Annotated in this window: 22 protein-coding genes and 2 pseudogenes; 8 read left to right on the top strand and 16 right to left on the bottom strand. The window is 39.6% G+C overall.

Going from position 1 to position 25,260, the window contains the following annotated elements; translation table 11 throughout:
• Window positions 1-2: 2 nt before the first annotated feature.
• On the bottom strand, window positions 3-488 hold the full coding sequence (locus GNP35_RS08265; RefSeq protein ID WP_155695653.1) for a DUF3429 domain-containing protein: 486 nt from the start codon (window positions 486-488) through the stop codon (window positions 3-5).
• 248 nt (window positions 489-736) lie between these two features.
• Between GNP35_RS08265 and tal the strand changes: the two genes are divergently transcribed.
• The 4 genes from tal to GNP35_RS08285 all read left to right on the top strand — a co-directional run bounded on the left by tal (window position 737) and on the right by GNP35_RS08285 (window position 4,656).
• Window positions 737-1,690 carry a transaldolase gene (gene tal / locus GNP35_RS08270; RefSeq protein ID WP_155695654.1) on the top strand — a complete coding sequence of 318 codons (954 nt, stop codon included), beginning with the start codon at window positions 737-739 and terminating at the stop codon, window positions 1,688-1,690.
• 12 nt (window positions 1,691-1,702) lie between these two features.
• Window positions 1,703-3,331, top strand: a complete 1,629-nt coding sequence (pgi, locus tag GNP35_RS08275) for a glucose-6-phosphate isomerase (RefSeq protein WP_155695655.1) — start codon at window positions 1,703-1,705, stop codon at window positions 3,329-3,331.
• A 26-nt stretch (window positions 3,332-3,357) separates the two neighbouring features.
• A complete protein-coding gene (locus tag GNP35_RS08280) occupies window positions 3,358-4,272 on the top strand; it encodes a DMT family transporter (RefSeq protein ID WP_155695656.1) in 915 nt (304 codons plus the stop codon).
• Between the two features lie 201 nt (window positions 4,273-4,473).
• Window positions 4,474-4,656: a DUF3545 family protein gene (locus tag GNP35_RS08285; RefSeq protein WP_155695657.1), complete on the top strand. Its 183-nt coding sequence runs from the start codon at window positions 4,474-4,476 to the stop codon at window positions 4,654-4,656.
• 13 nt (window positions 4,657-4,669) lie between these two features.
• Here the strand turns inward: GNP35_RS08285 and ung are convergent, their stop codons facing one another.
• Window positions 4,670-5,341: a uracil-DNA glycosylase gene (gene ung, locus GNP35_RS08290; protein WP_155695658.1), complete on the bottom strand. Its 672-nt coding sequence runs from the start codon at window positions 5,339-5,341 to the stop codon at window positions 4,670-4,672.
• A gap of 158 nt (window positions 5,342-5,499) precedes the next feature.
• Between ung and GNP35_RS08295 the strand changes: the two genes are divergently transcribed.
• Together GNP35_RS08295 and rdgC are read left to right on the top strand one after the other, a co-directional pair.
• On the top strand, window positions 5,500-7,281 hold the full coding sequence (locus tag GNP35_RS08295) for a sensor histidine kinase (protein ID WP_155695659.1): 1,782 nt from the start codon (window positions 5,500-5,502) through the stop codon (window positions 7,279-7,281).
• A 98-nt stretch (window positions 7,282-7,379) separates the two neighbouring features.
• The gene (rdgC, locus tag GNP35_RS08300) at window positions 7,380-8,279 is read left to right on the top strand and encodes a recombination-associated protein RdgC (RefSeq protein WP_155695660.1); all 900 of its coding nucleotides are present in this window, start codon (window positions 7,380-7,382) and stop codon (window positions 8,277-8,279) included.
• Between the two features lie 169 nt (window positions 8,280-8,448).
• On the opposite strand, the gene GNP35_RS08305 is transcribed toward rdgC, so the two are convergent.
• The 7 genes and pseudogenes from GNP35_RS08305 to ffh form a co-directional block, all read right to left on the bottom strand.
• Window positions 8,449-9,291 carry an HDOD domain-containing protein gene (locus tag GNP35_RS08305; RefSeq protein ID WP_155695661.1) on the bottom strand — a complete coding sequence of 281 codons (843 nt, stop codon included), beginning with the start codon at window positions 9,289-9,291 and terminating at the stop codon, window positions 8,449-8,451.
• 120 nt (window positions 9,292-9,411) lie between these two features.
• Complete coding sequence (tyrA, locus tag GNP35_RS08310) at window positions 9,412-10,548, bottom strand: bifunctional chorismate mutase/prephenate dehydrogenase (protein WP_414153689.1); 1,137 nt, start codon at window positions 10,546-10,548, stop codon at window positions 9,412-9,414.
• Between the two features lie 85 nt (window positions 10,549-10,633).
• On the bottom strand, window positions 10,634-11,002 hold the full coding sequence (gene rplS, locus GNP35_RS08315) for a 50S ribosomal protein L19 (protein ID WP_155695662.1): 369 nt from the start codon (window positions 11,000-11,002) through the stop codon (window positions 10,634-10,636).
• A 33-nt stretch (window positions 11,003-11,035) separates the two neighbouring features.
• Window positions 11,036-11,787: pseudogene (trmD, locus tag GNP35_RS08320) on the bottom strand (tRNA (guanosine(37)-N1)-methyltransferase TrmD).
• Window positions 11,788-11,804: 17 nt separating this feature from the next.
• Window positions 11,805-12,344, bottom strand: coding sequence for a ribosome maturation factor RimM (gene rimM / locus GNP35_RS08325; protein WP_155695663.1), 540 nt, complete (start codon window positions 12,342-12,344; stop codon window positions 11,805-11,807).
• A gap of 30 nt (window positions 12,345-12,374) precedes the next feature.
• The gene (rpsP, locus tag GNP35_RS08330) at window positions 12,375-12,623 is read right to left on the bottom strand and encodes a 30S ribosomal protein S16 (protein WP_155695664.1); all 249 of its coding nucleotides are present in this window, start codon (window positions 12,621-12,623) and stop codon (window positions 12,375-12,377) included.
• Window positions 12,624-12,839: 216 nt separating this feature from the next.
• The gene (gene ffh, locus GNP35_RS08335) at window positions 12,840-14,213 is read right to left on the bottom strand and encodes a signal recognition particle protein (protein WP_155695665.1); all 1,374 of its coding nucleotides are present in this window, start codon (window positions 14,211-14,213) and stop codon (window positions 12,840-12,842) included.
• Between the two features lie 217 nt (window positions 14,214-14,430).
• Between ffh and GNP35_RS08340 the strand changes: the two genes are divergently transcribed.
• Both GNP35_RS08340 and GNP35_RS08345 read left to right on the top strand, forming a co-directional pair.
• The gene (locus tag GNP35_RS08340; RefSeq protein WP_155695666.1) at window positions 14,431-15,240 is read left to right on the top strand and encodes a cytochrome C assembly family protein; all 810 of its coding nucleotides are present in this window, start codon (window positions 14,431-14,433) and stop codon (window positions 15,238-15,240) included.
• Between the two features lie 46 nt (window positions 15,241-15,286).
• Complete coding sequence (locus tag GNP35_RS08345; RefSeq protein WP_155695667.1) at window positions 15,287-16,561, top strand: HlyC/CorC family transporter; 1,275 nt, start codon at window positions 15,287-15,289, stop codon at window positions 16,559-16,561.
• A gap of 18 nt (window positions 16,562-16,579) precedes the next feature.
• On the opposite strand, the gene GNP35_RS16540 is transcribed toward GNP35_RS08345, so the two are convergent.
• The 7 genes and pseudogenes from GNP35_RS16540 to hppD all read right to left on the bottom strand — a co-directional run bounded on the left by GNP35_RS16540 (window position 16,580) and on the right by hppD (window position 25,054).
• Window positions 16,580-17,614 carry a thioesterase domain-containing protein gene (locus tag GNP35_RS16540; RefSeq protein ID WP_414153690.1) on the bottom strand — a complete coding sequence of 345 codons (1,035 nt, stop codon included), beginning with the start codon at window positions 17,612-17,614 and terminating at the stop codon, window positions 16,580-16,582.
• A pseudogene (locus tag GNP35_RS16545) lies at window positions 17,588-20,394 on the bottom strand (amino acid adenylation domain-containing protein); the annotation flags it as partial. The gene GNP35_RS16540 and the pseudogene GNP35_RS16545, both read right to left, overlap by 27 nt.
• 1 nt (window position 20,395) lies before the next feature.
• Entirely contained in the window at window positions 20,396-21,271 is an 876-nt protein-coding gene (locus GNP35_RS08360; RefSeq protein ID WP_155695670.1) for a patatin-like phospholipase family protein, read from the bottom strand.
• Window positions 21,272-21,285: 14 nt separating this feature from the next.
• On the bottom strand, window positions 21,286-22,179 hold the full coding sequence (locus GNP35_RS08365; RefSeq protein ID WP_155695671.1) for a Crp/Fnr family transcriptional regulator: 894 nt from the start codon (window positions 22,177-22,179) through the stop codon (window positions 21,286-21,288).
• 156 nt (window positions 22,180-22,335) lie between these two features.
• Entirely contained in the window at window positions 22,336-23,346 is a 1,011-nt protein-coding gene (locus GNP35_RS08370; RefSeq protein WP_155695672.1) for a fumarylacetoacetate hydrolase family protein, read from the bottom strand.
• Window positions 23,347-23,356: 10 nt separating this feature from the next.
• On the bottom strand, window positions 23,357-23,902 hold the full coding sequence (locus GNP35_RS08375) for a VOC family protein (protein ID WP_155695673.1): 546 nt from the start codon (window positions 23,900-23,902) through the stop codon (window positions 23,357-23,359).
• A gap of 72 nt (window positions 23,903-23,974) precedes the next feature.
• On the bottom strand, window positions 23,975-25,054 hold the full coding sequence (gene hppD / locus GNP35_RS08380) for a 4-hydroxyphenylpyruvate dioxygenase (RefSeq protein WP_155695674.1): 1,080 nt from the start codon (window positions 25,052-25,054) through the stop codon (window positions 23,975-23,977).
• Window positions 25,055-25,260 lie beyond the last annotated feature (206 nt).

Genomic DNA, 25,260 nt, shown 5'->3' on the forward strand with positions numbered 1-25,260 from the left:
GACTAGCTTACCGTTAACCAAATAATAATATGTAACGCCGCTACACTCATACTTAACTTTGCTCTTAGGTCAGTATACCAAGTTGGATAACACTTTGTTAACTCGGTTTTCTGCTCAATTTGCCACACCACTAAAAATAATAGACCGCCAACAAATAAAGCCGCTTTGCCAACTATAAAAATATTGCCCCAAGCTAATATTGATAACAATATCGCTGACCAGATAAGACTGCGACTACGAACCTTAACTTGTTGCTGATACTGCCCTGCCAACAATCCAAATACCCATAATGATCCCGCTAGGAAACTAAGGATAACGGTGCTGTACATTCTAAAAATAAAAAGTGGGTCACCACCAACTAGGTTTAAGTTTGGGAACCAAGCGCAAAGTGCAAAATAAAGAAAAGGAATCAGACCACCGTAACCAAATAAGGTGACTGTACTTTTAAGAGAATCATCTATGGTTGATTCATTTGAAACTGTGTTCATTTTATTCTCGATTTAAGCGGTAAAACTACAGTTTGTCGTAATTTTACGAAGGTTTTAAATAAATATACGCATAAGTCTACAAAAACCGTGGTTTAATTACGAATCATGCTTGAATAAATTCATCTTTCTTTGTAGTTTTAGCATCAAGTAATAATCATCACAATGCCGCAAAGCCAACTATACTGTTGGTGTCCAGAAAGTAATCAATTCTACGTCTATTCGGCACAAAAAGTTTTCAGGAATAAAAAATGTCTAGTGTATTAAAACAATTAAGAGAAATGACCACCGTTGTCGCTGATACTGGCGAAATTGAAGCAATTGCAAAGTTCCGTCCGGTTGACGCAACAACAAACCCGTCATTGTTATTAAAAGCGGCTCAAATCCCAGAATACTCAAAGTATATCGATCAAGCTGTAGCGTGGGCAAAACAGCAATCAAACGACAAAGCGCAGCAACTAGAAGATACCTCTGACCAACTTGCGGTATTAATTGGCAAAGAAATCAATGCCCTAATCCCTGGCCGTATCTCCACAGAAGTTGATGCAAGATTATCATTTGATACCGAAAAAACAGTCGCTAAAGCACTTCGCTTAATAGAGCTGTATGAACAAGCTGGCATCGCTCGTGATCGCGTATTAATAAAAATGGCTTCCACTTGGGAAGGCATCAAAGCCGCTGAAATATTAGAGCAACAGGGCATACAGTGTAACTTAACCTTGTTATTTAGTTTTGCTCAAGCAAGAGCCTGCGCAGAAGCTGGCGTGTTTTTGATTTCTCCATTTGTAGGTCGAATTTTAGATTGGCACAAAGCGAATGGTGAGAAGCAAGAATTCAGTGGCGAAGAAGATCCTGGCGTTATTTCAGTTCGCAACATTTTCCAATATTACAAACAACATGGCTACAACACAGTAGTTATGGGCGCAAGCTTCCGAAATACTGACGAAATTATGGCGTTAGCTGGATGTGATCGCTTAACAATAGCACCGGCTTTATTAGAAGAATTAGACGCAATAGAACAGCCTTTGCCAAAAGCGTTATCTTTTGAAGGCAACAAATCTGAGCGCCCTGCAGCAATGACGGAAGCAGAATTTCGCTGGGACCATAACGAAGATCCAATGGCGACTCAAAAGTTAGCTGAGGGTATTAGTAATTTCGCTAAAGACCAAGTGAAATTAGAAGCTCTACTGTCAGCCAAATTATAGGGTTTTAGTTTAATGAGTCAGACTATTTTAGATTCGCTACAGCCTCATTATGCACGTTTGAAAAGCGTGCACATGAAGGACCTTTTTGAACAGGATGCGTCAAGAGCGCGTTTGTTCACTAAAAAGGCATGTGGCTTCACCTTAGACTTTTCTAAGAACAATATTGATAAAGACGCATTTGAAGCTCTAATTTCAATGGCTAATCAAGCAAACTTGAAAGAAAAAACAGCACAAATGTTTTCCGGTGGCGTCATTAATACAACGGAAGACCGAGCGGTTCTTCATACTGCTTTGCGTTCACCAAAAAACAGTGAAGTCATGGTTGATGGCCAAAACATTATTGAAGATGTTCATAACGCCTTATCAAAAATCGAATCATTTGTTAATGAAGTACACAATGGCACACGCAAAGGTTATACCGGCAAAGCGTTTACAGATGTTATAGCCATTGGTATTGGTGGCTCATTTTTAGGTCCGAAAATAGTAACTGAGGCGCTAAAACCTTACAAAGTAAAATCACTGAATGTACACTTTGTTGCTAATGTTGATGCCCATCATATTACCGATGTGCTCGCTAAGTTAAATGCTGAAACAACACTAGTTATCATGAGTTCAAAGTCTTTTGGTACCCAAGAAACCCTGAAGAATACTGAAACGGCAAGAGATTGGTTGTTAGCGCAAGGCGCTAAGTTTGAAGATATCAGCAAACACTTTATGTGTGTATCTAGCAACATTGCTAAAGCGACCGAATTTGGCATTAACCCTGATAACATTTTTCCAATGTGGGACTGGGTTGGCGGTCGTTATTCTCTTTGGTCAGCGATAGGTTTGCCTATTGCGTTAGCCATTGGTTATAAAAACTTTGCCGATATCCTTGCCGGTGGTCACGACATGGACGTGCATTTTCAATCAACGCCATTTGAAGATAACTTGCCGGTAATAATGGCAACCTTAGGTGTTTGGTATCGAAACATGTTTGGTAGCCAAGCGCATGTGCTATTGCCTTACAGTCATTACCTTAGAGGCTTTCCAGCTTATGTCCAGCAGTTGGATATGGAATCAAATGGCAAGTCTACCGATACAAAAAATCAGCCAATTGACTATGCTACAGGCCCAATTATTTGGGGCGGTGAAGGAACAAACGGACAACATGCATTCCACCAGTTAATGCATCAAGGCAATACCGTTATTCCTGCTGACTTTATTTTACCTATTAAACCAAACCACTCAGAAGTGGAACACCATCAAATGTTAGCGGCCAATTGTTTTGCACAAACCCAAGCATTGATGCAAGGTGAGACGGTTGAAGAAGTAACTCAAAAGTTAATAGCGAAAGGCATGTCAGACAATGACGCAAAGTCACTGGCCACTCATAAACGTATGCCAGGTAATCGTCCGTCGAATACTTTGCTAATGGCAGAGCTATCACCAAAACAACTTGGTGCTTTAGTTGCTCTTTATGAGCACAAAGTGTTTGTCCAAGGCGTAATTTGGGATGTAAACAGCTTTGATCAGTGGGGCGTTGAACTTGGCAAGGTATTAGGCGAATCTGTACTAAATGCGCTTCAAGGGCAACAAACTGAAACCCTAGACTCATCAACCCAACAGTTGGTGGACAGTTTTAGAAGCGCTGTTAAATAGAAGTCTTTATTGCATAAGGAAATGAAGTGAACCCAAAATATTACATAGAACTGTTATTACTGGCTTCTATTTGGGGCGCTTCATTTTTATTTATGCGTATTGCCTCCCCTGAGTTTGGTGCTTTAAATATGGCCGCTTTGCGGGTCTTTATTGCTGGCTTAACTTTGTTACCTGTTTTTATCTACGTCACTAAAAAATCCTTATTACCACTTCCTAAAAAAGACCAAGTTAATATCTGGAAAAACTTAATTTTGGTCAGTGTTGGTAACTCTGTTATTCCGTTTATGTTATTTGCTTATGCGGCACTGTCATTGGAAGCGGGTCTAGCGTCTATTGTTAATGCAACAACTCCTTTGTGGGGCGCATTCTTTGGCGTATTACTATTTAACGCTGTACTTATACGAAGTGGTTGGTTTGGTCTTCTGATAGGCTTTATCGGGGTAATAGTATTAACACTGCATAAACTATCCTTTAGCTTAGACAACGACGTTCTCGCTATTCTAGCGGTGGTTTCTGCTACTTGCTTATACGGAATTGCATCTAATTACTCAAAAAAGCATTTAAATCATGTACCGTCACTTTTAGTTGCGTCAGGAACAATGTTTGTCGGCTCTATTATTGTATTGCCAATATTTTTTATAAATAACAATCTAGAATTTATCCTGTCAGTAAATAGCACAGCTTGGATGGCGATTATTGCCTTAGGTGCCATTTGTACTGGTTTTGCTTATATCCTTTTTTATCGACTCATTGAATGTACCAGCCCAACGATTGCCATGTCAGTCACATATCTCATTCCTATTTTTGGGGTTTGCTTTGGCAGCCTCTTTCTAAATGAACCTCTGTATTTAAATATGCTTTTTGGTGGAGTTTTAATTTTAGTTGGCGTTATGCTGACCACTGGACTTCATTTAAGACTAAAAAAGTTTAAGCAACAATAAGTTACGTTGAACGCCGGTTGACAGAACAAAAACCAAACCATTTTTGTTCATTTAACTTTCAAAAATCGTTCATATTTTTTTCACATTTTATCTTTACTTTAGCCCCTGTTGTGATAAAACGAGTGCAAGCGTTTTAGGTGTGTGTTTAATCACCATCTAATATCCTTATAACAATAATAATTACACTGTTAAGGGGCCGATATGGAAGGGCTAGCTGAGTTATTTGAAAGTGCTTTAAACGATACTGGTAAAAAAACTAGTAAACGAGCTGCAAAACGCAAATGGCGCGAAATTGAATCGATCAAAGATAAGTATCGATTGCGCAACGAACTAAAGGATATAGACCCGTCTGCTGACTATGACGTCGCAGATCTAGAGTTTTAGATTAACCAAGTGATCAAGGTAAGTTCCAATTCACTTTGGTCTTACCTTTACTCTCTAAATACGCATTGGCTGCCTTAAAATGGTCACAGCCAAAAAAGCCTCTTCTCGCTGACAATGGAGAAGGATGTGGAGACTTCAAAATAGAATGCTTTTCAGCGTCTATTAGAACTTCTTTTTTCTGCGCAAACGCTCCCCACAATATAAATACGACATTGCTACAATGATCACTCACATATCTAATCGCATTGTCTGTAAAAATATGCCAACCAAAATCTTTATGTGAATTCGCGTTGCTTTCTTCTACCGTTAATACTGCATTGAGTAGCAGTACACCTTGTTCTGCCCATGGCTGTAAATCACCATGTTTTGGCGTGCCAAAGTCTGGATATTCTAACGCTAGCTCTTTATAAATATTACGAAGTGAAGGTGGTATTTTTTGACCTTTGCTTACTGAAAAACTTAAGCCGTTTGCCTGTCCAAAACCGTGGTAAGGGTCTTGCCCTAAAATAACAACTTTTATGTCTTTTGGAGACGTTGCTTCAAATGCATTGAACACTTGTTCCTCGGGAGGAAAAACTCTTTCAGGTTTATTACGCGAATTTTTGATATTCGCCTGCAAAGTTCCAAAGTAAGTTTGGTTACTTTGTTCTTCAAAGAAATGATTCCAATCATTATTTTTGATCATAATACCGGTATTTAGTGGGCAAGTTAGCAACATTCTACTAGGATATAATAGTTAGATAAAATAATTTTTTTTCGATATTACATAGTCATATGCCAATGACTTAGCTATCCTTCGAACATTCTTTTAAAAACAAAATTTTAATTGGGGCCTAATCTTCAATGAAGGCAAAACAAAGCATATCTCGAAAACTTCTAGTGAGTGTACTGTCTGTGTATTTTGTACTGACGTTTGCAGTGACTTGCGTTCAATTGATTGCTGAGTTTTCCAATACAAAAAGTTACATTACAAAAGAGTTGAGAACCTTAGAAAGCACCTTCAGTGCAAGTCTTACCCGTGCAATTTGGGAGTTAAACACACCGCAAGTGGTTTCAATATCCGATGGTTTAGTTGCAATTCCTATGATCGAAGGCGTACTAGTCAGAAATGATTTAGGAGAGCAACTAACTCAAAGTGGTAACACGGATCTCAATGTTGTTGAAGTAAACGATACCTTGTTTGACTCAGAGGGTGATTTAATTGACTCTAATTCTATTGCATTAACTGGCACAATGATCACTGGTGAAAATGGACTATTTGGCTATCGATTTCCTTTAGTTTTTGAGTTTTCGGGACGAAGTACTTTGGTTGGTGATGTTACGTTATTTTCCTCTAGAAATGTCGTCATCGACAGAATACTGTTGAGTGTTTACTTTATGGTAGGCAGCGCCTTTGCCAAAACAACGTTTTTAATTGCATTATTTTTGATGGCTTTCAAAAAACACCTCACGACACCATTAGATGATTTAGTTGAACAATTAGAAAACCTAAACCAACAAGATGTTGCTGACATGAAGTTAGATGTCGATAAGTTATCTGGCAGTGAGTTGAGCATAATTCAAACCTCTTTTAATAGTATTATTTCTCAGTTTTCAGAATCGCAGAACAAGTTAAAACAAACTCAAAAACAATTGCTCAAAAGTAACGACATGCTTGATCAACAGAACCTCATGTTGGAACAGGAAGTTTCTAAGAAAACCGCCAATTTAAGTCAAGCGATGATGGATTTGCAAAGGCAGAAGTATCAACTAGAGAGCAATCAGAACTCCTTGAAACAAGAAATTGAAACTCGTAGTCATACTGAAGAGCAATTGCTTAAAAAAACACATGAGTTAGAAAACACGATTGAAACGTTGCAGATGGCCCACAGCAAGCTTGTTGAGTCTGAAAAATTTGCTGCATTAGGTGGCTTGGTTGCCGGTATTACTCATGATGTAAATACACCTATTGGCGTTAGTGTTACAGCAACAAGTGTATTAAATGAACGTTTAAAAGAAATTGACCACAAGCTAGAAAACCAAACATTAAGCGCAAATGATATGAAAGCGTTTCTTGCTGAAAGTAAGCAAAGTGCCGAGCTTTTGACTAACAACTTACAAAGAGCCAGTGAGTTGATTGCTAGCTTTAAACAAATTGCCGTTGATCAAACGAGTGAAGCCGACAGGTTAATTAATATTAATGCATACCTAAACGAAATTGTTGCGTCGTTAAAACCTGAATTGAAAAAAGGTTTGCATACAGTCAATATCGATTGCCCACTAAACTTAGAAATTTCTATACCCGCTGGGGCACTTTCTCAGATATTTACCAACTTTATTATCAACAGTGTTATACATGGCTTTGATGGCATCAAAAATGGCATTATTGATATAACAGTCACTGATAACGTTGATCAAATTGATATTATTTACCATGACAATGGGCAAGGCATTAGCAAAGATCAAATATCGCAATTATTTGACCCATTTTACACCACTAAACGAAACGTTGGCGGCTCGGGGCTTGGTACAAACATAGCCTACAACCTTGTAAAGCAAACACTGCATGGTGAGATAACCGCACACAGCGAACCAGAGAAAGGCCTCACCTACAACATTAGGTTCCCAAAAGTCATTCCTTCGTAGCGCAATTTAACACCTGAATTGAATGGTAAAATTCAGGTGTTAAATATTCACGATTTGTTATTATTCTTTCCTGTTTTGTTTTTTAGAGATTAAGCTGTATGTGGTTTAACAACGCCTTCATTTATAAATTTACCAAGCCATTTGAATTAACTGCTGAGCAAGTTAGTGATCATTTAGAAGAACACCTTTTTCGTCCTTGTGGCAGCCAAGATCAACAAAAACAAGGTTGGGTGCCTGCCATTCCTGGTACAGAAGGCTTATTGCATGCGGCCAATAATACCTTTCTAATTTGCTTAAAAACCGAAGAAAAAATCTTACCTTCTTCTGTGATTAAAGAAGCATTGGAAGAAAAAGTACAATTGATTCAGCAAGAGCGCGGCCAAAAAGTAGGTAAGAAAGAACAGCAGACAATTAAAGAAGAAATTGTTCAAACATTACTACCAAAAGCATTCACTAAAAATAGTCGTCTTTATGCCTATATAGATATAAAAAATCAATGGATAGTTGTTAATAGCAGCAGTGCGAATCGTGCTGAAACACTGTTAGCTATGTTAAGACAGTGCATTGGTACTTTACCGGTTTTACCACTTAAGCCGGAACAAGACCTTATGTTAGCAATGACCTCTTGGGTGAAGAACGATGAACTGCCACGACCTTTTCAGTTTGCCAGCGACATAGAGTTAAAAGCATTAGACGAAGAAGCGGCGGTTGCTAAATTAAAAAACCATGATGTGACGGAAGAAGAAGTTCAGCTTCATATTGCCAACGGAAAGTTTGTTCACAAATTAGGTTTAGTTTGGGATGAAAAAGCAAAATTTGTTGTAAATGAAGAAGCGGCGATTAAACAAATTAAATTTTTGGATATCGTAAAAGAACAAACAGATGATGTTCCATCTGATGACAAGTTAGCAAAGTTTGATGCTGACTTCGCATTAATGACGGGTGAACTGAATAACCTTATAAATGACTTGGTGTCTGTTTGGGACACTAAAGAATAATAATAGAGACTTGTTGTTGAAGTATTTTGTAGTTTAGTACGAGTCAATTCTCTAACAAAAAGCTAACTCACTTGAGTTAGCTTTTTTATTTAACATTAGTAGTAAAGCCTAGGCTGAAACTAGTAAATAGACTCTCAACCTATGCCTAAGACATTTATGCTTGTAACAGCTATGCAAATACAGATTTAATATCGCCTAGTGCTTTGGCAAACTCATCTGTTTTAAAGTAAGCGATATCATCAACCACTCCTTTTTCGACATAAAGCTCATACTTATCAATATCAGCTTGTCCTTTACAAAGTAAGTCATTATACAGCGCACCTACTCTTACAAAGTCGATGTAGTTTACAGACTCAGTTTGATAATCAAGATCATTCCACTTTTCCGCAATTTCAATAAAGTCACCTGAGAAATCCCATGAACGCATAATAGCGCCACCAAGCTTTCCACCCATGCGTTTAATCGCCGCCTCTAAGAAACTAGGATTTGCAAAAACCTCTTCGTGTCTTTCCGCTTCTGTCAAAATTGGCAATACACCAATGCTATGTACTAAAGCAGCAAGCGTTAAGGTATCGATATTAATGGACTCGTGCTTATGATCTTTTTGCCAATGTTGCATTGTCGCTATTGCAACACAAGCAACGTTAACCGTTTTTTCCCAAGACTTGCTCATATACTCACGAACAAGATCATTTTTAGAAACAAAAAGCTGTTCCATAGCAATCGCTGTTGCTATGTTTTTAATCTGCCTTAAACCAATACGAGTAACGGCTTGATTAAGTGATTCCACTTTCACCGAACGACCCATAAAAGCACTATTGGCGACTTTAACTAAACGCGCTGACAAGGCAGGATCTTGTGCAATAACCCCTGCCATCATATGTAGATTAACATCTGGATCGTCAGCTGCTTCTCGGATTTTTATAGCTATTTCAGGTAATGTAGGAAGTACTAAAGAGTCGCTCTGAATCTTTTCGACCAAAATTGTTAATAGTGCATTTTCGGTAGACATAAAGGGTCCTTTAAAGTCTCGGATTTAACTTAACGAATTTTCTATTCCTGAATATTTTAGTCGTAGTCCCTTACTTTCGCCAATTTTCAACACGATAATTTTACATAAAAATTTATTTTTTTATTTGCTACTCAACTGCTTAACTGACTTTGCGTCGTGCGCAGTTTTTAGCATTGTTCGGCTCTCAACAAGAAACTGACTTGATGTATCACCAAACCAATTAGCAACACCTTCAAATGATTGTTTGAAGGCAGCCTTATCTTTGTTCTTTAAATCGCTCAATGCGTTGGTCAATTCTGAGCAAAAACTTTCCGCTAACGTCTCAATATCCTCAGCACTATAAATAATATCTGCATACAATTGTGAGTTTTGAGCAAACAGTCGCCCGGTCATTGCTAATTCTAGACGATAAATTGGAGAACTCAGTCTTAACAACTGATCTAAATTTGGATCTTGTTTTGCCAAGAACCGACCGTAGACATAAGTAGTAAAGTGACGCATAGCCTGGATAATCTCCATGCTTGAATCATGTTGTTTTGCCTGATCAACTTCTAATATTGCGCCCCATAACTTTAACTGTTCTATAAGCCATTGATACTTATGCTCGTCACGGCCATCACAAACCACCACTACCTGTTTTACAAAGTTAGGTACATCTGGACCAAACATAGGGTGTAATCCAACAACAGGACCATTGTGTTGCTCTAACATAGCTTGCAGCGGTTGATGCTTGAGCGAGGTTAAATCGGCTAAGATACATTCTTCATCAAGCTTTGGCAGTTGGGCAATAACCGATTCTGTAACTTGAATAGGAACTGAAATAATAACAAGCTTGGCATCGGAAAAAATAGCGTCTGCATTTGGCCAGTCCGACTCTTCAAATACAACGACGTCATAACCTGAACGATTAAACATATCAACAAAGCGGCTGCCTAGAGCACCTGCGCCACCAACAACCACAACTTTTGTATTCGGCAGTAAACATCTATAGGAATTGTGTTGGCTTTGATAAGACTCTCGCATAATACGTCGAAGCAAGTCTTCAATTAGGTCTGGGCTAACACTTAATGACTCAGCAAGCGTTCTTCTTTCCGCAATAAGCTCGGCCTCTCTTACGGGATCGTAAATCGCCTTACCAATGGTTTTCTTATATGCGCCCACTTTACTTGTGATTTTTTGGCGTCTTGCTAACAACTCAACCAACTGGGTGTCAATTGAATCAATCTCTTCACGTAAATCTGTTAATGACACGACGATGACTCGCTTTTCAGTCTATGGTTTTTCTTTATAGCATAAAAAAAGGAGCACCGTGTGCTCCTCTTTTAACATCGAGTAAACAAGTTTACTTCTTGAAAGATAACTTTTCTTTGATACGTGCTGACTTACCAGAACGCTCACGCATGTAGTAAAGTTTAGCGCGACGTACGTCACCACGACGTTTCACTTCGATGCTATCGATAACTGGGCTGTGCGTTTGGAATGTACGCTCAATACCTTCACCGTTAGAAATTTTACGTACTGTGAAAGCAGAGTGTAAACCGCGATTTCTCTTCGCTAATACAAATCCTTCAAACGCCTGAAGACGCTCTTTGTTGCCTTCTTTTACGCGTACTTTTACAACTACTGTGTCACCAGGCATAAATGCTGGAACATCAGTCTTCATTTGCTCTTCTTCTAGAGCCTTAATGATGTTTTGACTAACTTTTCTCATTATATTCTCACTTTTCTAGGATTCACTGCATATCTAAACAACGTCATTTGTCTCTTGTTCACTAAGGAACTCGTTTAACAAACGCTGTTGCTCATCAGTCAGAGCTAGATTGTTAATTAAATCAGGTCTTCGCAACCAGGTTCTACCCAATGACTCTTTTAATCGCCACTGTCGGATTTTTTCATGATTGCCGCTAAGCAATACATCTGGCACCCGTTGGTCTGCCAGTACTTCAGGTCTTGTGTAATGTGGACAATCTAGTAAACCGTCTGCAAACGAATCCTGCTCTGCGGACAAGTTATGTCCTAACACACCTGGAATCATTCTCGACACTGAATCAATCAATGTCATAGCCGGTAACTCACCGCCACTTAGAACAAAATCCCCAATCGACCATTCTTCATCGACTTCCGATTGAATCACTCGTTCATCTATTCCTTCATATCGACCCGCGACTAACACTAACTTTTTGTTTTGTGCTAGTTGTTTAACACCTTCGTGATTCAACTTTTGCCTTGCGGAGACAAGTAAATCACTTTAGCCCCTTCCCCTGCTGCTGTTTTCGCTGCGCGAATTGCATCAGTTAAAGGTTGCACCATCATTAACATACCAGGGCCGCCGCCATAAGGTCTGTCATCAACTGTTCTATGTCGGTCATGTGTAAAATCTCTAGGATTCCACGCATTGAACTCTATAGTTCCGTTTTTGATGGCTCGACTAATCACGCCTTGCTGCGTAATCGCGTCAAACATTTCTGGAAAGAGCGAAACAACGCCTAACCACAACTGACAATTCATATTTGTCAGAATCCTGGATCCCAGTCCACCGTAATGGTGTTTTCTTCCTTGTTGACTGATTTGATCACGTCATCCTGAATATACGGAATCAACCTTTCAGTTTTGCCGAATGCATCTTTAGCATTTGCATCGACTACTAAAACGTCATTTGAACCCGTTTCCATCAAGCCAGATACTGTACCTAGGTTATAGCCAGAATCGTTTATTACTTTCATGCCCTTAAGGTCACGCCAGTAAAACTCATCTTCTTCTAACTCAGGAAGTTGTTGGGCTTCAACAAAAACTTCAGCATGAAGCCAAGCTTCAGCATCGTTTATTGAATCTACACCATCAAACTTAGCAATCAGGCCTTTGTTGTGTCGGCGCCAATCGGCAACCTTCACTAGGTGCTGCTGTCCATTGAGGCTTACGCGCCAAGGACTATAATCAAAGATCCCTTCCGGAACCTCAGTGTAGGCATTTATCTTGAACCAGCCTTTGATGCCATATGAAGCACCGATTTTACCGACTAGTATGAACTCGTCTGATTGTTTTAACTGACTCATTTATTTACCTTCACTTAATTGCGTAATCAATTAAGCCGCTTTCTTAGCGTCTTTAACGATTTTTGCAACACGATCAGAAAGTTGTGCACCTGTAGCTACCCAATGTTCAATACGATCTAAATCGATACGAACTTTTTCTTCTTGACCAGTCGCGATTGGGTTGAAGAAGCCGATTTTCTCAATGAAACGACCGTCACGTGAACGGCGGCTATCTGCAACAACGACTGAGTAGAATGGACGTTTTTTCGCGCCACCACGAGCTAAACGAATAGTTACCATAATTTCCTCAATTATTACTAATGGTTAAGGTGAAAATTCACCACCCTTTTTAGACACCCTAAAAAAGGTCGCGCAATTGTACGGATCTGGAGGAAAATTTCAAGTGGTAATAACAAAAACGGGCCATTGAATAATGACCCGTTGGAAAGAATTTTACTTTAAGTGCGCTATTTTAAGCTGAATTTGCAGTACTTTTGTTTAATAAAAGGTTTTGTTTTATTTTAACTTAGGAAAACCACCTGGCATTTTTGGCATTCCGCCACCCATACCGCGCATCATTTTCATTAAGCCGCCGCCTTTCATTTTTTTCATCATTTTTTGCATTTGAGTAAATTGCTTCAACAGACGGTTTACGTCTTGTACCTGCGTTCCACTACCTGCAGCAATACGACGCTTTCTTGAACCTTTAATGACTTCAGGATGCTTTCGCTCTTTTTTAGTCATAGAGTTAATGATGGCTTCCATTTGATTAAACTGCTTATCATTAACTTGCCCTTTTACGGCATCAGGAATATTTCCCATGCCTGGCATCTTGTCCATTAAACTAGACATACCACCCATGCCGCGCATTTGCGTTAGCTGGTCTTTAAAGTCTTCTAAGTCAAAGCCTTGACCTTTCATCACTTTTTTAGCGACTTTCTCAGCTTTGTCTTTATCTATTTTAGATTCAATTTGCTCAACAAGGGACAGTACGTCGCCCATGCCTAAAATACGACTAGCAATACGCTCAGGATGGAACGGGTCTAACGCATCAATCTTCTCACCCATACCAATAAACTTAATTGGTTTACCGGTAATATGACGTATCGACAGTGCAGCACCACCTCTTGCATCACCATCAGCTTTAGTAAGGATGACACCGGTTAAAGGAAGCGCCTCATTAAACGCCTTAGCTGTGTTTGCGGCATCTTGACCTGTCATTGCATCAACAACAAATAAAGTTTCAACTGGGTTTACAGCAGCATGCAGGTCTTTAATTTCACCCATCATGGCTTCATCAATGGCCAAACGACCAGCGGTATCTACCAGTAACACATCAAAGAATTTTTTCTTCGCGTGAGCAATCGCACCATTAACAATATCAATAGGCTTTTGTTCAACTGTACTTGGGAAAAACTCTACATCTACTTCTGCTGCAAGCGTTTCTAACTGTTTTATCGCAGCCGGGCGATAAACGTCAGCACTCACAACCAATACAGATTTCTTTTTCTTTTCTTTAAGGAACTTAGCTAACTTACCTACCGATGTTGTTTTACCAGCACCTTGTAAACCCGCCATCATTACAACCGCTGGAGGTTGAGCAGCAAGATTTAAGTCTTCGTTTTTTTCGCCCATGGCTTTTTCAAGCTCACCCTGAACAATCTTAACGAATACTTGGCCTGGAGTTAGGCTCTTACCAACTTCTTCACCTACCGCTCTTTCTTTTACGGATTTAACGAATTCTCTCACTACTGGTAAGGCTACGTCGGCTTCTAATAAAGCCATACGAACTTCACGCAGAGTGTCTTTAATATTGTCTTCTGTCAGACGGCCGCGACCACTGATTTTTTTCAATGAAGCGGATAAACGATCGGATAAATTACTAAACATGAATTATCGCTGCTCTTTATAATGACTCAGTAATAATGAATTTATTACTATATTTAAATGTACTATTGGGGCGATTATATACAGGTGCAAGATTAAAATATAGTTAAGCACCCATCAAAGTGCCTAACTGGCATTTCTTTTATAGTTTATGATTAACTTTCATGTTATTTTTCTGTCTCTTGTTTGCAAATAAAAGAACATATTTAAGGAATCCACAGTGACGTTTATTGAGTTAGGCCTAATAACTTGTTTTATTGGCTTTTTAGCGAGCTCAGTGTTGTGTGCCAAATCTATTTACTCTAAAAGTGCGACGAACGCTAAAGCGATTTTGTTGGTTTCAGTTTTATCCACTGCCATTCAACTAGTTATTGCTAGACAAGCATTGTATATAGACAATCAAATCCACTTGTCACTCGCCTCTATGTCCTTATTAATTGCAGGACTAATTAACTTAGCCGTTGTGGTTCGTTCTATAAAACAGCTAAATCCAATGATGATTATTGTTACTACCGGATTTTCAGCATTACTCAGCTTACTACTACTAGCAACTCCGCTAAGCTCAGCTTTATATACTGGGGGAGTTACGGCATCTTCTATTGCACTTGTGGTTCATATTGCGTTATCAGTAGGTGCATATTGTATTTTAGTCATGGCTTCCTTATACGCCATCCAATTTCACTACATCGACTCAAAGTTGAAAGCTAAAACCTTGTCACTTAACTCATTTTTACCTCCGCTAAACATTGTTGAGCGACAGCATTTTAATTTAATGGCATTGGGCCTTGTTTTACTTACCGCCGCTTTGCTTACAGGCTTTATGTTTTTAGATACCATGTTATCCAAAGAATATGCACATAAAACCGCATTATCACTTATTGCTTGGGGTATATTTTTAATATTAACCATAGGCCATAAAGTTTACGGCTGGCGCGGCACAAATAGCGCATTTGCCACCGTAATTGCTGCTGTTATACTGTCGTTGGCTTATTTTGGTAGTCGCTTTGTAAAAGAGATACTTTTAAACTAAATCACTCATACTAAATTTTACGTAACACTATATAGGAAACACCTGCTTGGACGACATATCAACGAGTACGCTATTTATTGCACTAGCGGCACTTATCTTTGTTTCTGCATATTTTTCAAGTTCTGAAACTGGCCTTATGGCACTCAACAAGTATCGCTTGAAGCACCTTCAAAACGAAGGGCACAAAGGAGCAATTCGCGTTTCAAAAATGATGGAGCGTCCAGATCAATTAATTGGCCTGATCCTAATTGGTAATAACTTAGTGAACATTGGCGCGTCATTTCTTGCAGCCGAAATTGGCCAGCGACTATACGGTGACGTTGGACTTGCTGTTGCAGCCTTCGTTTTAACTTTTATTATCTTAATTTTTGCCGAAGTAACGCCAAAAACTTTAGCTGCGTTACACCCAGAAAAAATTGCCTACCCAAGCTCTTGGGTTCTCAATATATTGATGAAAATACTCTACCCATTTGTATTAATTGTAAATTACATCACAAATGGCATTTTGATTATGCTTAGAATTAGCGCCAAAGATAGGCAGGAACACAGCTTAAGTAGTGAAGAGTTAAGGACTGTAGTTAATGAGTCCGGCGGTCTTTTAGAAGACAAACATCAAAACATGTTGGTGAATCTTTTAGATATTGAAAATATAACTGTAGAAGACATCATGGTGCCTAGAAATGAGATTTATGCGCTAGATATCAATGATGACTGGAAAGACTTACAACGCGGTCTTACCAACGCACAGCATACGCGATTATTATTGTATCGTGACAACATTGACGATGCCGTGGGCTTTATTCATGTGCGTGACGCGCTACGCTTACTATCAAAAGACGACTTTACTAAGAACAACTTGTTACGAGCGGTACGTGAAATTTATTTCACCCCTGAAGGCACTTCAATTATTACCTTGATGCAAAAGCTACAACAAAACAAAGAACGTATTGGTTTAGTTGTTGATGAATATGGTGATATTCAGGGTTTGTTTACTTTAGAAGATATTTTAGAAGAAATCGTTGGTGACTTTACAACGGGTATTGCGGTTTACACCAGCGACGAAGTTGAAGAACAAAAAGATGGCTCTTTTGTCATTGAAGGTAGCGCGAATATTCGTGAAATCAATAAAGAAATGACTTGGGACCTTCCGATTGATGGACCGAAAACAATCAACGGTCTAATTCTAGAGTTTATGGAAGAAATTCCTGAGATTGGCGTTTGTATTAACATTTCAGGCTATCCAATCGAAATTATTGATGTAGATGACAATAAAGTTTCTAAGGCAAAAATACACCCTCCTGAAACAAGTTCGAACGATTAACTTCAAAAACAAGACAGCCTAATCGCTGTCTTTTTTATTTATTTCACGTTTCAAAACATTGGCCAGTTGATCTACCTTTCCAGGTTCAAAAAAATGACTGTGAGACGTTTCTATCTCTACTTCCTTTAACCTGCCATTCATGACCTTTCTCCAACCGCCAAGCAAAGCGCCATGTATCCATCGATAGGCCGATGATTTGATGAGAACAGTATCACCATCGTAAGGTGCCAAAACGTGATTTCGCATTGCTGAAACTTGCATTAACAAGCCTCTATCTTGTATCGCGCTGAGTACTTTGGAGCCTGATGTCCTTTGTCTTGCCGCGTGCAATTTAGCCAACACACTGGCTAACCCCTGCCATAACCAGATTATTACGAGCGGCATTTTCATCAATATCGTATCAACAATAAATACCGTTTTTACTTCAATGCCTCTTAAGCGTAAATTTCGAGCCGTTTCAACTGCTACAAGTCCACCAACCGAAAAACCAGCTAAATAAATAGACTTACTTCCTCGACTCGCAATCTTATCAGCGTAAAGAGCCGCTAACTCTTGAATCGATATTTTTTTTGTTGAACCCGGTGGTTGCAACATATGTAAATCGGATACGCCATTCATACAATTAGCCAGTGACTTAAATCTTAGTAAATCACCATTGCCTGAAGCGGCCACATATAAACTAGCAGTGCGAGTTGTATCGCCTAAACTAACGAGTAAATTTGGTTTATTCAGTTCGCCATTTATACACTCGACTAAGCTGGCAACGGTGGGATTTGCCACCAATTGGTGCAAAGATAATTTTTTGTTTACTATATTTTCAATGTCGTTGAGCGCCACAACGGCAGTCAATGAATCGGCTCCAGCTTCAAAAAAGTGACTATTTACATGCAGTGAGTCATTTCCCAATGCTTTTTTCCACAATTCAAGAATCTTTGTTTCTAAGTCGCCAATCGGCTCTCGTGCGGTCTTTAACACCTCCACTGAATGAATAATAGGTAGCTCTTTATAATCTATCTTTTCATTATCGGTTAAAGGCATGTTATCTATCATCATTATTCTTTGCGGCAACATGTAGTCTGGTAATAGCTGCGCAAGCTGACTTCTAACGGTCTCTAATGCAATTGATTGCTTAGTGCTATACCAAGCATGAATACTCTCAGATGTATTTCCTTTTACCAGCTTACAAGCGGCCTGGACCACACCTGGAACAGATAAAATAGCATTTTCTATTTCATTAAGTTCAATACGATAACCGCGAAGTTTAATTTGCCTATCACTTCGGCCAGAAAAATGAAGCACACCGTCACAGTCAAGCCAACCTAAGTCACCAGTTTTATATAATGTTGCATGGCCTAATAAAGGCGGCTCAAAGTGTCGGAATTTTTGATTTGTTTCTTTATCATTGCCAACGTAACCGTTCGCTAAGCTAGCCCCAGCAATATAAACCTCTCCAGTAACACCAAATGGCTGAACTTGATCTCTTTCATTTAAAATGACTATTTGAGTATTGGCTATCGCTTTGCCAACAGGCATATTTCGGCTTTGAACCGCTTGAGGATGCACATGCCATGAAGTACAAAAAATAGTTGCCTCTGTGGGTCCATATACATTGTATAACTGAGCGCCCGTTACTTCACCAAAACGTTGCGCAATTTCATACGAAAGAACCTCCCCACCACAGCAACACACGCGTAACGGTAAACTTTGGTTGGGTATCAAACCATCTATAAATCTGGCTAAGGTTGAGGGCACAAAAGCCATCATAGTTGCATTAAACTTTACTAATAACGACGGTAACCACTCTGGTAGCAACCTTCCTGCTTTAGGAAATGCAACACTTCCACCTGCCATTAATGGCACTAGCATTTCTATTAATGAAGGGTCAAAATTAATTTGTGTTGCTTGCAGTGACCGATCACTTGAGGTGATGCCCCAGTTTTCTACTATCCAATTTAAGCGATTTTTTAATGCCAAATGGCCAACTGATACCCCTTTAGGTTGCCCTGTTGTGCCTGAGGTAAACAGCGTATATGCCGTTTTACAATTTATTTGATTAAACTTAACAAGATCACCAAGCGGGTAACTCTGCTTTATAAGATCAGCCAGCTCAATAACAACCAGATGACCGTTAAATTTTCGCTCATTCTCACTATTTACAAACACCGCTGTGCAATTTGTTTGTTTTTGAATGCTGGCAATTCGAGAGTCAGGCCAGTCTAAATCAATTGGTACAAATACCGCGCCCATAAAGCTACACGCTAACATAGCAACCACAACTTCAGGCCCACGAGTTAAACCAAGAACTACTGAGTCTCCCGCTTTCACCTCTGCTTTTAAAAGCTCTTCAGCTAACAAGGCTGCCGCGATTACTAATTGTTGATAATTAACTTCGATTTGATCTGAAGTTAAGGCGACACTTTTTGGCACAACCAAGGACGTGTTAATTATGTTTTGCGCAAATGTTTCGTGGTCGAGTTTAGTCACGCCTCGTTCGTATTGTTTTACTTTTAATGCCAGTTCAGCAGGTGCACATAACTCTAGTTGCGAAACGGTTTTGTTCTCAATTATTAGCTGTTCGGCAATACTAACTAGCCGAGCGCCAAACCAATCACTTTCTGCAGCAGAAAAGAAGTTACTACCGCTTTCAATAACCATTTCAATATCTTTAGCATCTAGAAAATTACAGAGTGAAATAGCTAGCGGATATCGGCTAAACGGGTTAAAAGTCTGTTTTGTCTCCGACAGTACTGCATCCCCAAATTGGCATGAAAATTCAAATTCTTCATATGAAAAAATAATATCAAACAATCTATCCCTGCCACTCTTAACCACTTCAAGTCTTTTGGCTTGTTCACTCAAGGGGTATTTAGCATGCCGGTAAGACTTTTTTAGACGTCGAGCAATTTGCTCCACTAAATCTACAAAACTCATCTCTTTGCTGTAACTAATACTAATAGGTAAAACAGAAACAAACATGCCTATCGTATCTTTGTATTTTTTGCCGCCTCTATTTAAATTTGGAACGCCAATGGTGAGCTCTGATAGGTTCTGTGTTTCAAAAAGTAGATAGCAATTAATGCAATATAGATCTGAAAAGGCGTGCTCTGATTTAACTTAGCAAAACGAGAGATAGCGTCACCTAAATAAGATTGAATATGGTGTTTTGAAATATAGGCCTTTGCCAGTTCGCCGGTTTTATTGCTTGGTTGCCCGTAACGTTCAAAAAACAATGGGTCTGGTAGTGCCGAAAAGCTTTCTTTCCAATAGGCTTCGTCACTTTGAAAAATCCGCCCTTCTAGATACTCGTTTGAGTCTTTTACAAATTGTAAGTAATCAATTTTATTTGGTGATAATTGAACATTATTGCTTAAAACTCGTTGGTAACAATCGGCCCATTTTCGAGGAGTAATTGACAAACTCCAACCATCCATCGCCGTATGCATTGCTTGTATAACTAAATAATATTCGTCCTTTGCCTTTTTTAATAAAGCATAACGTACCGGAGCATCAGTACGTAAATCAAACTCACATGACATCCACTTTTGCTGCCAATCCATGCAAGCCTGTTCTGGATTACTGTTGCTCGTTAAATCCACGTACTCAAACTTTGGCAAATATGATTGCAATAGTTGCTGATAGCCTGAAATATTTGGTATTAACCTTAGTGCTTCATTCTCACTAACTAGTAGCTCTAAAGACTGTTGTAGCGAAGATTGATCAATTGCGCCTTTAAGTTCCGCATAACCGCCAATATTTAAGTGTTGCGGATCTGACCAAGCTAACCATTCAGTCCAAATTTCCTTTTGTGGTACAGATAATGGTATTGAAGTCATTCTACAACCCTGCCTGTTCCTTTAATTCAGCTATGTGTTCCAACGTAAATTGGTAGCCCACTTCTATAATTTGCTCGGCTTTTTTATAGTCCATAATTTTATACTCAGATAGCGGAGGCTCTAGGTATATGTCGGCACCACGTTTGGTTTGTTGACGCTGTGATAAACCGCCAATATGAGCAACTTGCATCAATATATCTACAATACCTGGCAAGGTATCCTGTTTGCGACTGAAGTGAGACTTCACTTTTTTCCATGTATTTAACTCAAGCGTTTCTGTGTCTACGGAAAAGCGTCCTCGCACATCCACATCAATGGCAATGACTAAACCATTACCTCGACGTCGCTCTAATGGTGTACTCAGTCTTTGACGCATCGCTTTTACTGGCACGTTCTCTAATATTGCACCATCCACCAATAAGTTACCTTCACTTATCACCGGCGGAAATAGCCCTGCAGGGGAGTTGCTTGCAAGTACGGCTTTCCATAGAGGACCATGATCAAGTACCGCCGTTTCTGCGTCAGTAAGATTGCATGCTGCGGCAAAAAAAGGTGTCCACAAATTCTCAATATTAATATCGCCTAACGCTTCCTGAAATGCGCCAGATAAATTTCTATTAGACATAATTGAAACAACTGGGAATGTCAGCTTCATCCCGCCTTTTGCATGCTTTAATATCTCTAGATGGATTTGTTCTCGGGGAACCCCAGCAACATAACTTGCACCTATTAACGCCCCCATACTGTTACCACCAATAATATCAATGGGAATGCCCGCTTCTTCAAAGGCCTTGATAACTCCTAAGTGTGCAAAACCTCTTGCCCCACCGCCACCAAGTACTAGCCCGACGGCTTTTTCTAATAGAAAACGTGACAGCCGCTGAAAGTCGCCTAATTGACTGTATTTAACAGGATAAACACGTTCTGCATCGCGTTCTTTATTCCATAATAGGCGATCGGCTGAAAAGGTAGTTTTATCTGGAAAACTAAAGCTAAGTGACGTCGCATCAACAAAAAGTTAGGGTGTTCGAGTAAACTATTCTCAATTGGAGATAACTCGGTTGATAACGACCCGTCCGCTACTAGAACCAATTGATCTGCATGTTCAAAGTTCGCTTTTTGTTTATCATCAAAGGTAGGGGCGCCTTTAAAAACAATATAATCATTAATGGATTCTATTTGATCTAATTCTCGGCCATGACTTTCTACATCTTCAAAGTAGTGACCATCGAGTACTTGGCATTTCCCATATTCAGACAGAGCAATGTATAAATTGTCGCTAAACGCATTTACATCTATAGAATCGTGAATAGGCAATATATAAAAACTTTGGGCGCGACGTCGTTTATCAACTTGCCGCTCGTGACGTAAATGGCGGTATATTGCATTTGAAAATGCTCGATTGAGCTCTACTGGAAACTGTTTTACTAACTCTTCATATTGCGGGTAATCTAATATCGCAACCACTGATTCTCTAGTTGCCGATATATCAGCGGTTCTGGCTTGCCTTAAGATCATACTGGTTTCACCAATACAATCACCAGGTAATACTTCGTTATACATGAGTTTGTTACCATCATGTATTGTTCTGCTGACCCGTAAGCGTCCACTCACCAACAAAAATAATGAGTCAGCGTCGGAGCCTTCTTTAATAAACTTTGTGCCGCCTGGCACCGTCTCTAAACGCAAAGATTTAGCAAGCTCCAATAGCACCTCAGCAGACAATTCACTAAAGTCATTACTGGCTTTTAATAACTCAAATAACTCGCTAGTGGAAACTGTCATTTTGGTCCTTGCTTAAATTATAAACCCTTATAAATTTATCATGGCAGATTTAAATTCGTTTGTCGCCTATGGAAAAGCCTTAGAAACAAAAAAACCTTGCTGAAAAACAAGGCTTTTTTTATTTGATGTAAAGCGTATTTTAAATACGTTGCTGCATTAGCTTTGCTTTACTAGGTCTTGGTTTATTTGACCGAATATAGATTCGCCTGACTTATCAAACATTTCAATTTTGATATTATCACCAAACTGCATAAACGCTGTTTTAGGTGCACCATGATTAATTGTTTCAATCATACGGATTTCCGCTAAACAGCTGTAACCTACTCCACCTTCAGCAACTGGCTTTCCTGGGCCGCCATCTAGTTTATTAGACACAGTACCTGAACCAATTACAGTACCCGCACATAATGGACGAGTACGTGCAGCATGCGCTACTAGTTGGCCAAAGTTAAATGTCATATCAACACCGGCTTCTGGCTTACCAAACATTTCGTTGTTTAAAGTAGAAACAAGCGGTAACGACAGTTTACCGTCAGACCATGCATCACCTAACTGTTTAGGTGTTACACAAACCGGAGCAAAGGCACTAGAAGGTTTAGATTGGAAGAAACCAAAGCCTTTGCCTAGTTCGTTAGGGATAAGCCCACGTAAAGAAACGTCGTTAACAATCATGATTAGTTTGATGTGGTTAAGCGCGTCTTCTGCACTTACGCCCATAGGGACATCATCAGTGATAATTGCAACTTCAGCTTCAAAATCAACACCAAAACCTTCTGTCGTTGGCATTACTATTGGAGACTGTGGCGCTAAAAAGCTGTCTGAACCACCTTGGTACATTAGAGGGTCGGTCCAGAAACTCGCTGGCATTTCTGCATTCCTCGCTTTACGAACAAGCTCTACGTGGTTTACATACGCAGAACCGTCAGCCCATTGATATGCACGCGGTAATGGAGAGTGACAGTCGGCTTGATTAAAATCTTCACCAGCAACTTCGCCACTTTCTAGCTTTGAAAATAACGCTTGTAACTTAGGCTCTGCATCAGACCAATTATCGATAGCGGCTTGCATCGTTGGTGCAACATCTGTCGCTGAAATCATTTTTGTTAGGCTTGAGTTAACAACCACTAGCTGACCGTCACGACCAGACTTTAAACTTGCTAATTTCATTAATTATTCCTTACGATTCTGATTTGAAATCTTCGCCACTGTGTAACCATGCAGCATGGTTTGGCGCTTTTTTAGTTCGTGCCCACTCGTCTAACATATCTGGAGCAACACGTTTTAATTCGTTTAACATACCCGGCTTGTCAGTATTCGCTGCTAACTCAATTCTGTGTCCGTTTGGATCAAAGAAGTAGATAGACTTAAAGATGGTATGGTCAGTTGGACCTAAAACGTCAACACCAGCCGCTTCTAAACGATCTTTTGCTTCAGTTAATTCGTCCATCGAGCCAACTTCAAATGCAATGTGCTGTACCCAAGCTGGAGTGTTTGTATCACGGCCCATTTCTGGTGCATTTGGAATTTCGAAAAATGCTAATACGTTACCTTGACCTGCATCTAAAAACACATGCATATATGGATCTGGTTCGCCGGTAGAAGGGACTTTGTCTTCAGCAATGGCCAATTGAAAGTCCATATCTAATAGATCACGGTAAAACTCTACTGTTTCTTTTGCATCTTTACAGCGATATGCAACATGGTGAATTCGATTGATTTTCATAATATTACCTTTTTGATGTAGGCGTGACTGTAACTACAGCCACGATTACAAAACAGAGTATTTACGACGAACTTATTTGTCGTCACCAATAACGCCACGAGCAACTTGGTCACGTTCAATTGATTCAAATAGTGCTTTAAAGTTGCCTTCACCAAAACCGTCATCTTCTTTACGTTGAATAAATTCAAAGAAAACAGGCCCTAATGCTGGAGCAGAGAAAATTTGAAGCAATAGACGAGGTTGACCACCTTCAGTAGTACCGTCTAATAAAATACCGCGCATTTTAAGTTCATCAACTGGCTCGCCATGACCTGGTAAACGCTCTTCCAACATTTCGTAGTATGTTGCTGGAGGCGCAGTCATGAACTCAACACCTGAGGCTTTAAGTTTATCCCAACATGCTAATAAGTCATCACAAGAGAAGGCTATATGTTGGATGCCTTCACCGTTGTACTGCATTAAGAACTCTTCAATTTGACCACCACCACCGGCAGCTTCTTCGTTTAGAGGAATACGAATTTTACCGTCTGGCGCTGTCATCGCTTTAGATAACAAACCTGTGTATTCACCTTTAATATCAAAGTAGCGTATTTCGCGGAAGTTAAATAGATTTGAGTAATAGTCAGCCCAGTAACCCATGCGACCACGGTAAACATTGTGCGTTAAGTGATCTAACGTGTGGAAACCACAACCTTCTGGACGACGGTCAACACCTTCTAGCCATACAAAGTCGATGTCATAAATGCTTTCGCCATCTTTATAACGGTCGATAAGATATAAGTTAGCACCGCCAATACCTTTGATTGCTGGTAAACGAAGTTCCATGTGACCAGTATCAACTTCTACTGGTTGCGCACCTTTACGTACGGCTTCTGAATGTGCAAATTGAGCGTCTTTAACACGGAACGCTAAACCACACGCTGAAGGACCATGCTCTTGTGCATAATAATCTGCGTGGCTGCCTTTTTCATAGTTTGTAATGAAGTTGATGTCGCCTTGACGCCATAATTCAACGTCTTTAGAACGGTGACGGGCAACTTTAGTAAAGCCCATTGACGAAAACATTGTTTCTAAAATGCCCTTCTCAGGTGCACAGAATTCTACAAATTCAAAACCGTTCAACCCCATTGGGTTATCAAACAAGTCAGCCATTACCTTCCCCTATATTCTTACAATTCTTTAATATTGTTATTAGTTTATTAAGGCTCAAAACGCCTATATATGTTGGGCATCAATATACCAAAAGATATGGGTTCCAAGAAAAGCTTTATCAATTGCTCGAGGGAAATAAGGGAAAGAAATCTTTACGCATAAAAAAACGCAGACTAAGCTGCGTTCTAATTTGAATTTTTAATCAC

This window comes from Psychrosphaera haliotis (assembly GCF_009728465.1).
Taxonomy (GTDB): domain Bacteria; phylum Pseudomonadota; class Gammaproteobacteria; order Enterobacterales; family Alteromonadaceae; genus Psychrosphaera; species Psychrosphaera haliotis.

Excerpts from the sequence above, each read along its gene's own strand:
- tal (WP_155695654.1), top strand. The coding sequence starts at position 737 with ATGTCTAGTGTATTAAAACAATTAAGAGAAATGACCACCGTTGTCGCT.
- GNP35_RS08365 (WP_155695671.1), bottom strand. The coding sequence starts at position 22,179 with ATGACAGTTTCCACTAGCGAGTTATTTGAGTTATTAAAAGCCAGTAAT.
- GNP35_RS08265 (WP_155695653.1), bottom strand. The coding sequence starts at position 488 with ATGAACACAGTTTCAAATGAATCAACCATAGATGATTCTCTTAAAAGT.
- GNP35_RS08305 (WP_155695661.1), bottom strand. The coding sequence starts at position 9,291 with ATGTCTACCGAAAATGCACTATTAACAATTTTGGTCGAAAAGATTCAG.
- rplS (WP_155695662.1), bottom strand. The coding sequence starts at position 11,002 with ATGAGAAAAGTTAGTCAAAACATCATTAAGGCTCTAGAAGAAGAGCAA.
- hppD (WP_155695674.1), bottom strand. The coding sequence starts at position 25,054 with ATGGCTGACTTGTTTGATAACCCAATGGGGTTGAACGGTTTTGAATTT.
- pgi (WP_155695655.1), top strand. The coding sequence starts at position 1,703 with ATGAGTCAGACTATTTTAGATTCGCTACAGCCTCATTATGCACGTTTG.
- rpsP (WP_155695664.1), bottom strand. The coding sequence starts at position 12,623 with ATGGTAACTATTCGTTTAGCTCGTGGTGGCGCGAAAAAACGTCCATTC.
- GNP35_RS08285 (WP_155695657.1), top strand. The coding sequence starts at position 4,474 with ATGGAAGGGCTAGCTGAGTTATTTGAAAGTGCTTTAAACGATACTGGT.
- rdgC (WP_155695660.1), top strand. The coding sequence starts at position 7,380 with ATGTGGTTTAACAACGCCTTCATTTATAAATTTACCAAGCCATTTGAA.
- GNP35_RS16540 (WP_414153690.1), bottom strand. The coding sequence starts at position 17,614 with ATGATGATAGATAACATGCCTTTAACCGATAATGAAAAGATAGATTAT.
- ung (WP_155695658.1), bottom strand. The coding sequence starts at position 5,341 with ATGATCAAAAATAATGATTGGAATCATTTCTTTGAAGAACAAAGTAAC.
- GNP35_RS08295 (WP_155695659.1), top strand. The coding sequence starts at position 5,500 with ATGAAGGCAAAACAAAGCATATCTCGAAAACTTCTAGTGAGTGTACTG.
- rimM (WP_155695663.1), bottom strand. The coding sequence starts at position 12,344 with ATGAGTCAGTTAAAACAATCAGACGAGTTCATACTAGTCGGTAAAATC.
- ffh (WP_155695665.1), bottom strand. The coding sequence starts at position 14,213 with ATGTTTAGTAATTTATCCGATCGTTTATCCGCTTCATTGAAAAAAATC.
- GNP35_RS08370 (WP_155695672.1), bottom strand. The coding sequence starts at position 23,346 with ATGAAATTAGCAAGTTTAAAGTCTGGTCGTGACGGTCAGCTAGTGGTT.
- GNP35_RS08375 (WP_155695673.1), bottom strand. The coding sequence starts at position 23,902 with ATGAAAATCAATCGAATTCACCATGTTGCATATCGCTGTAAAGATGCA.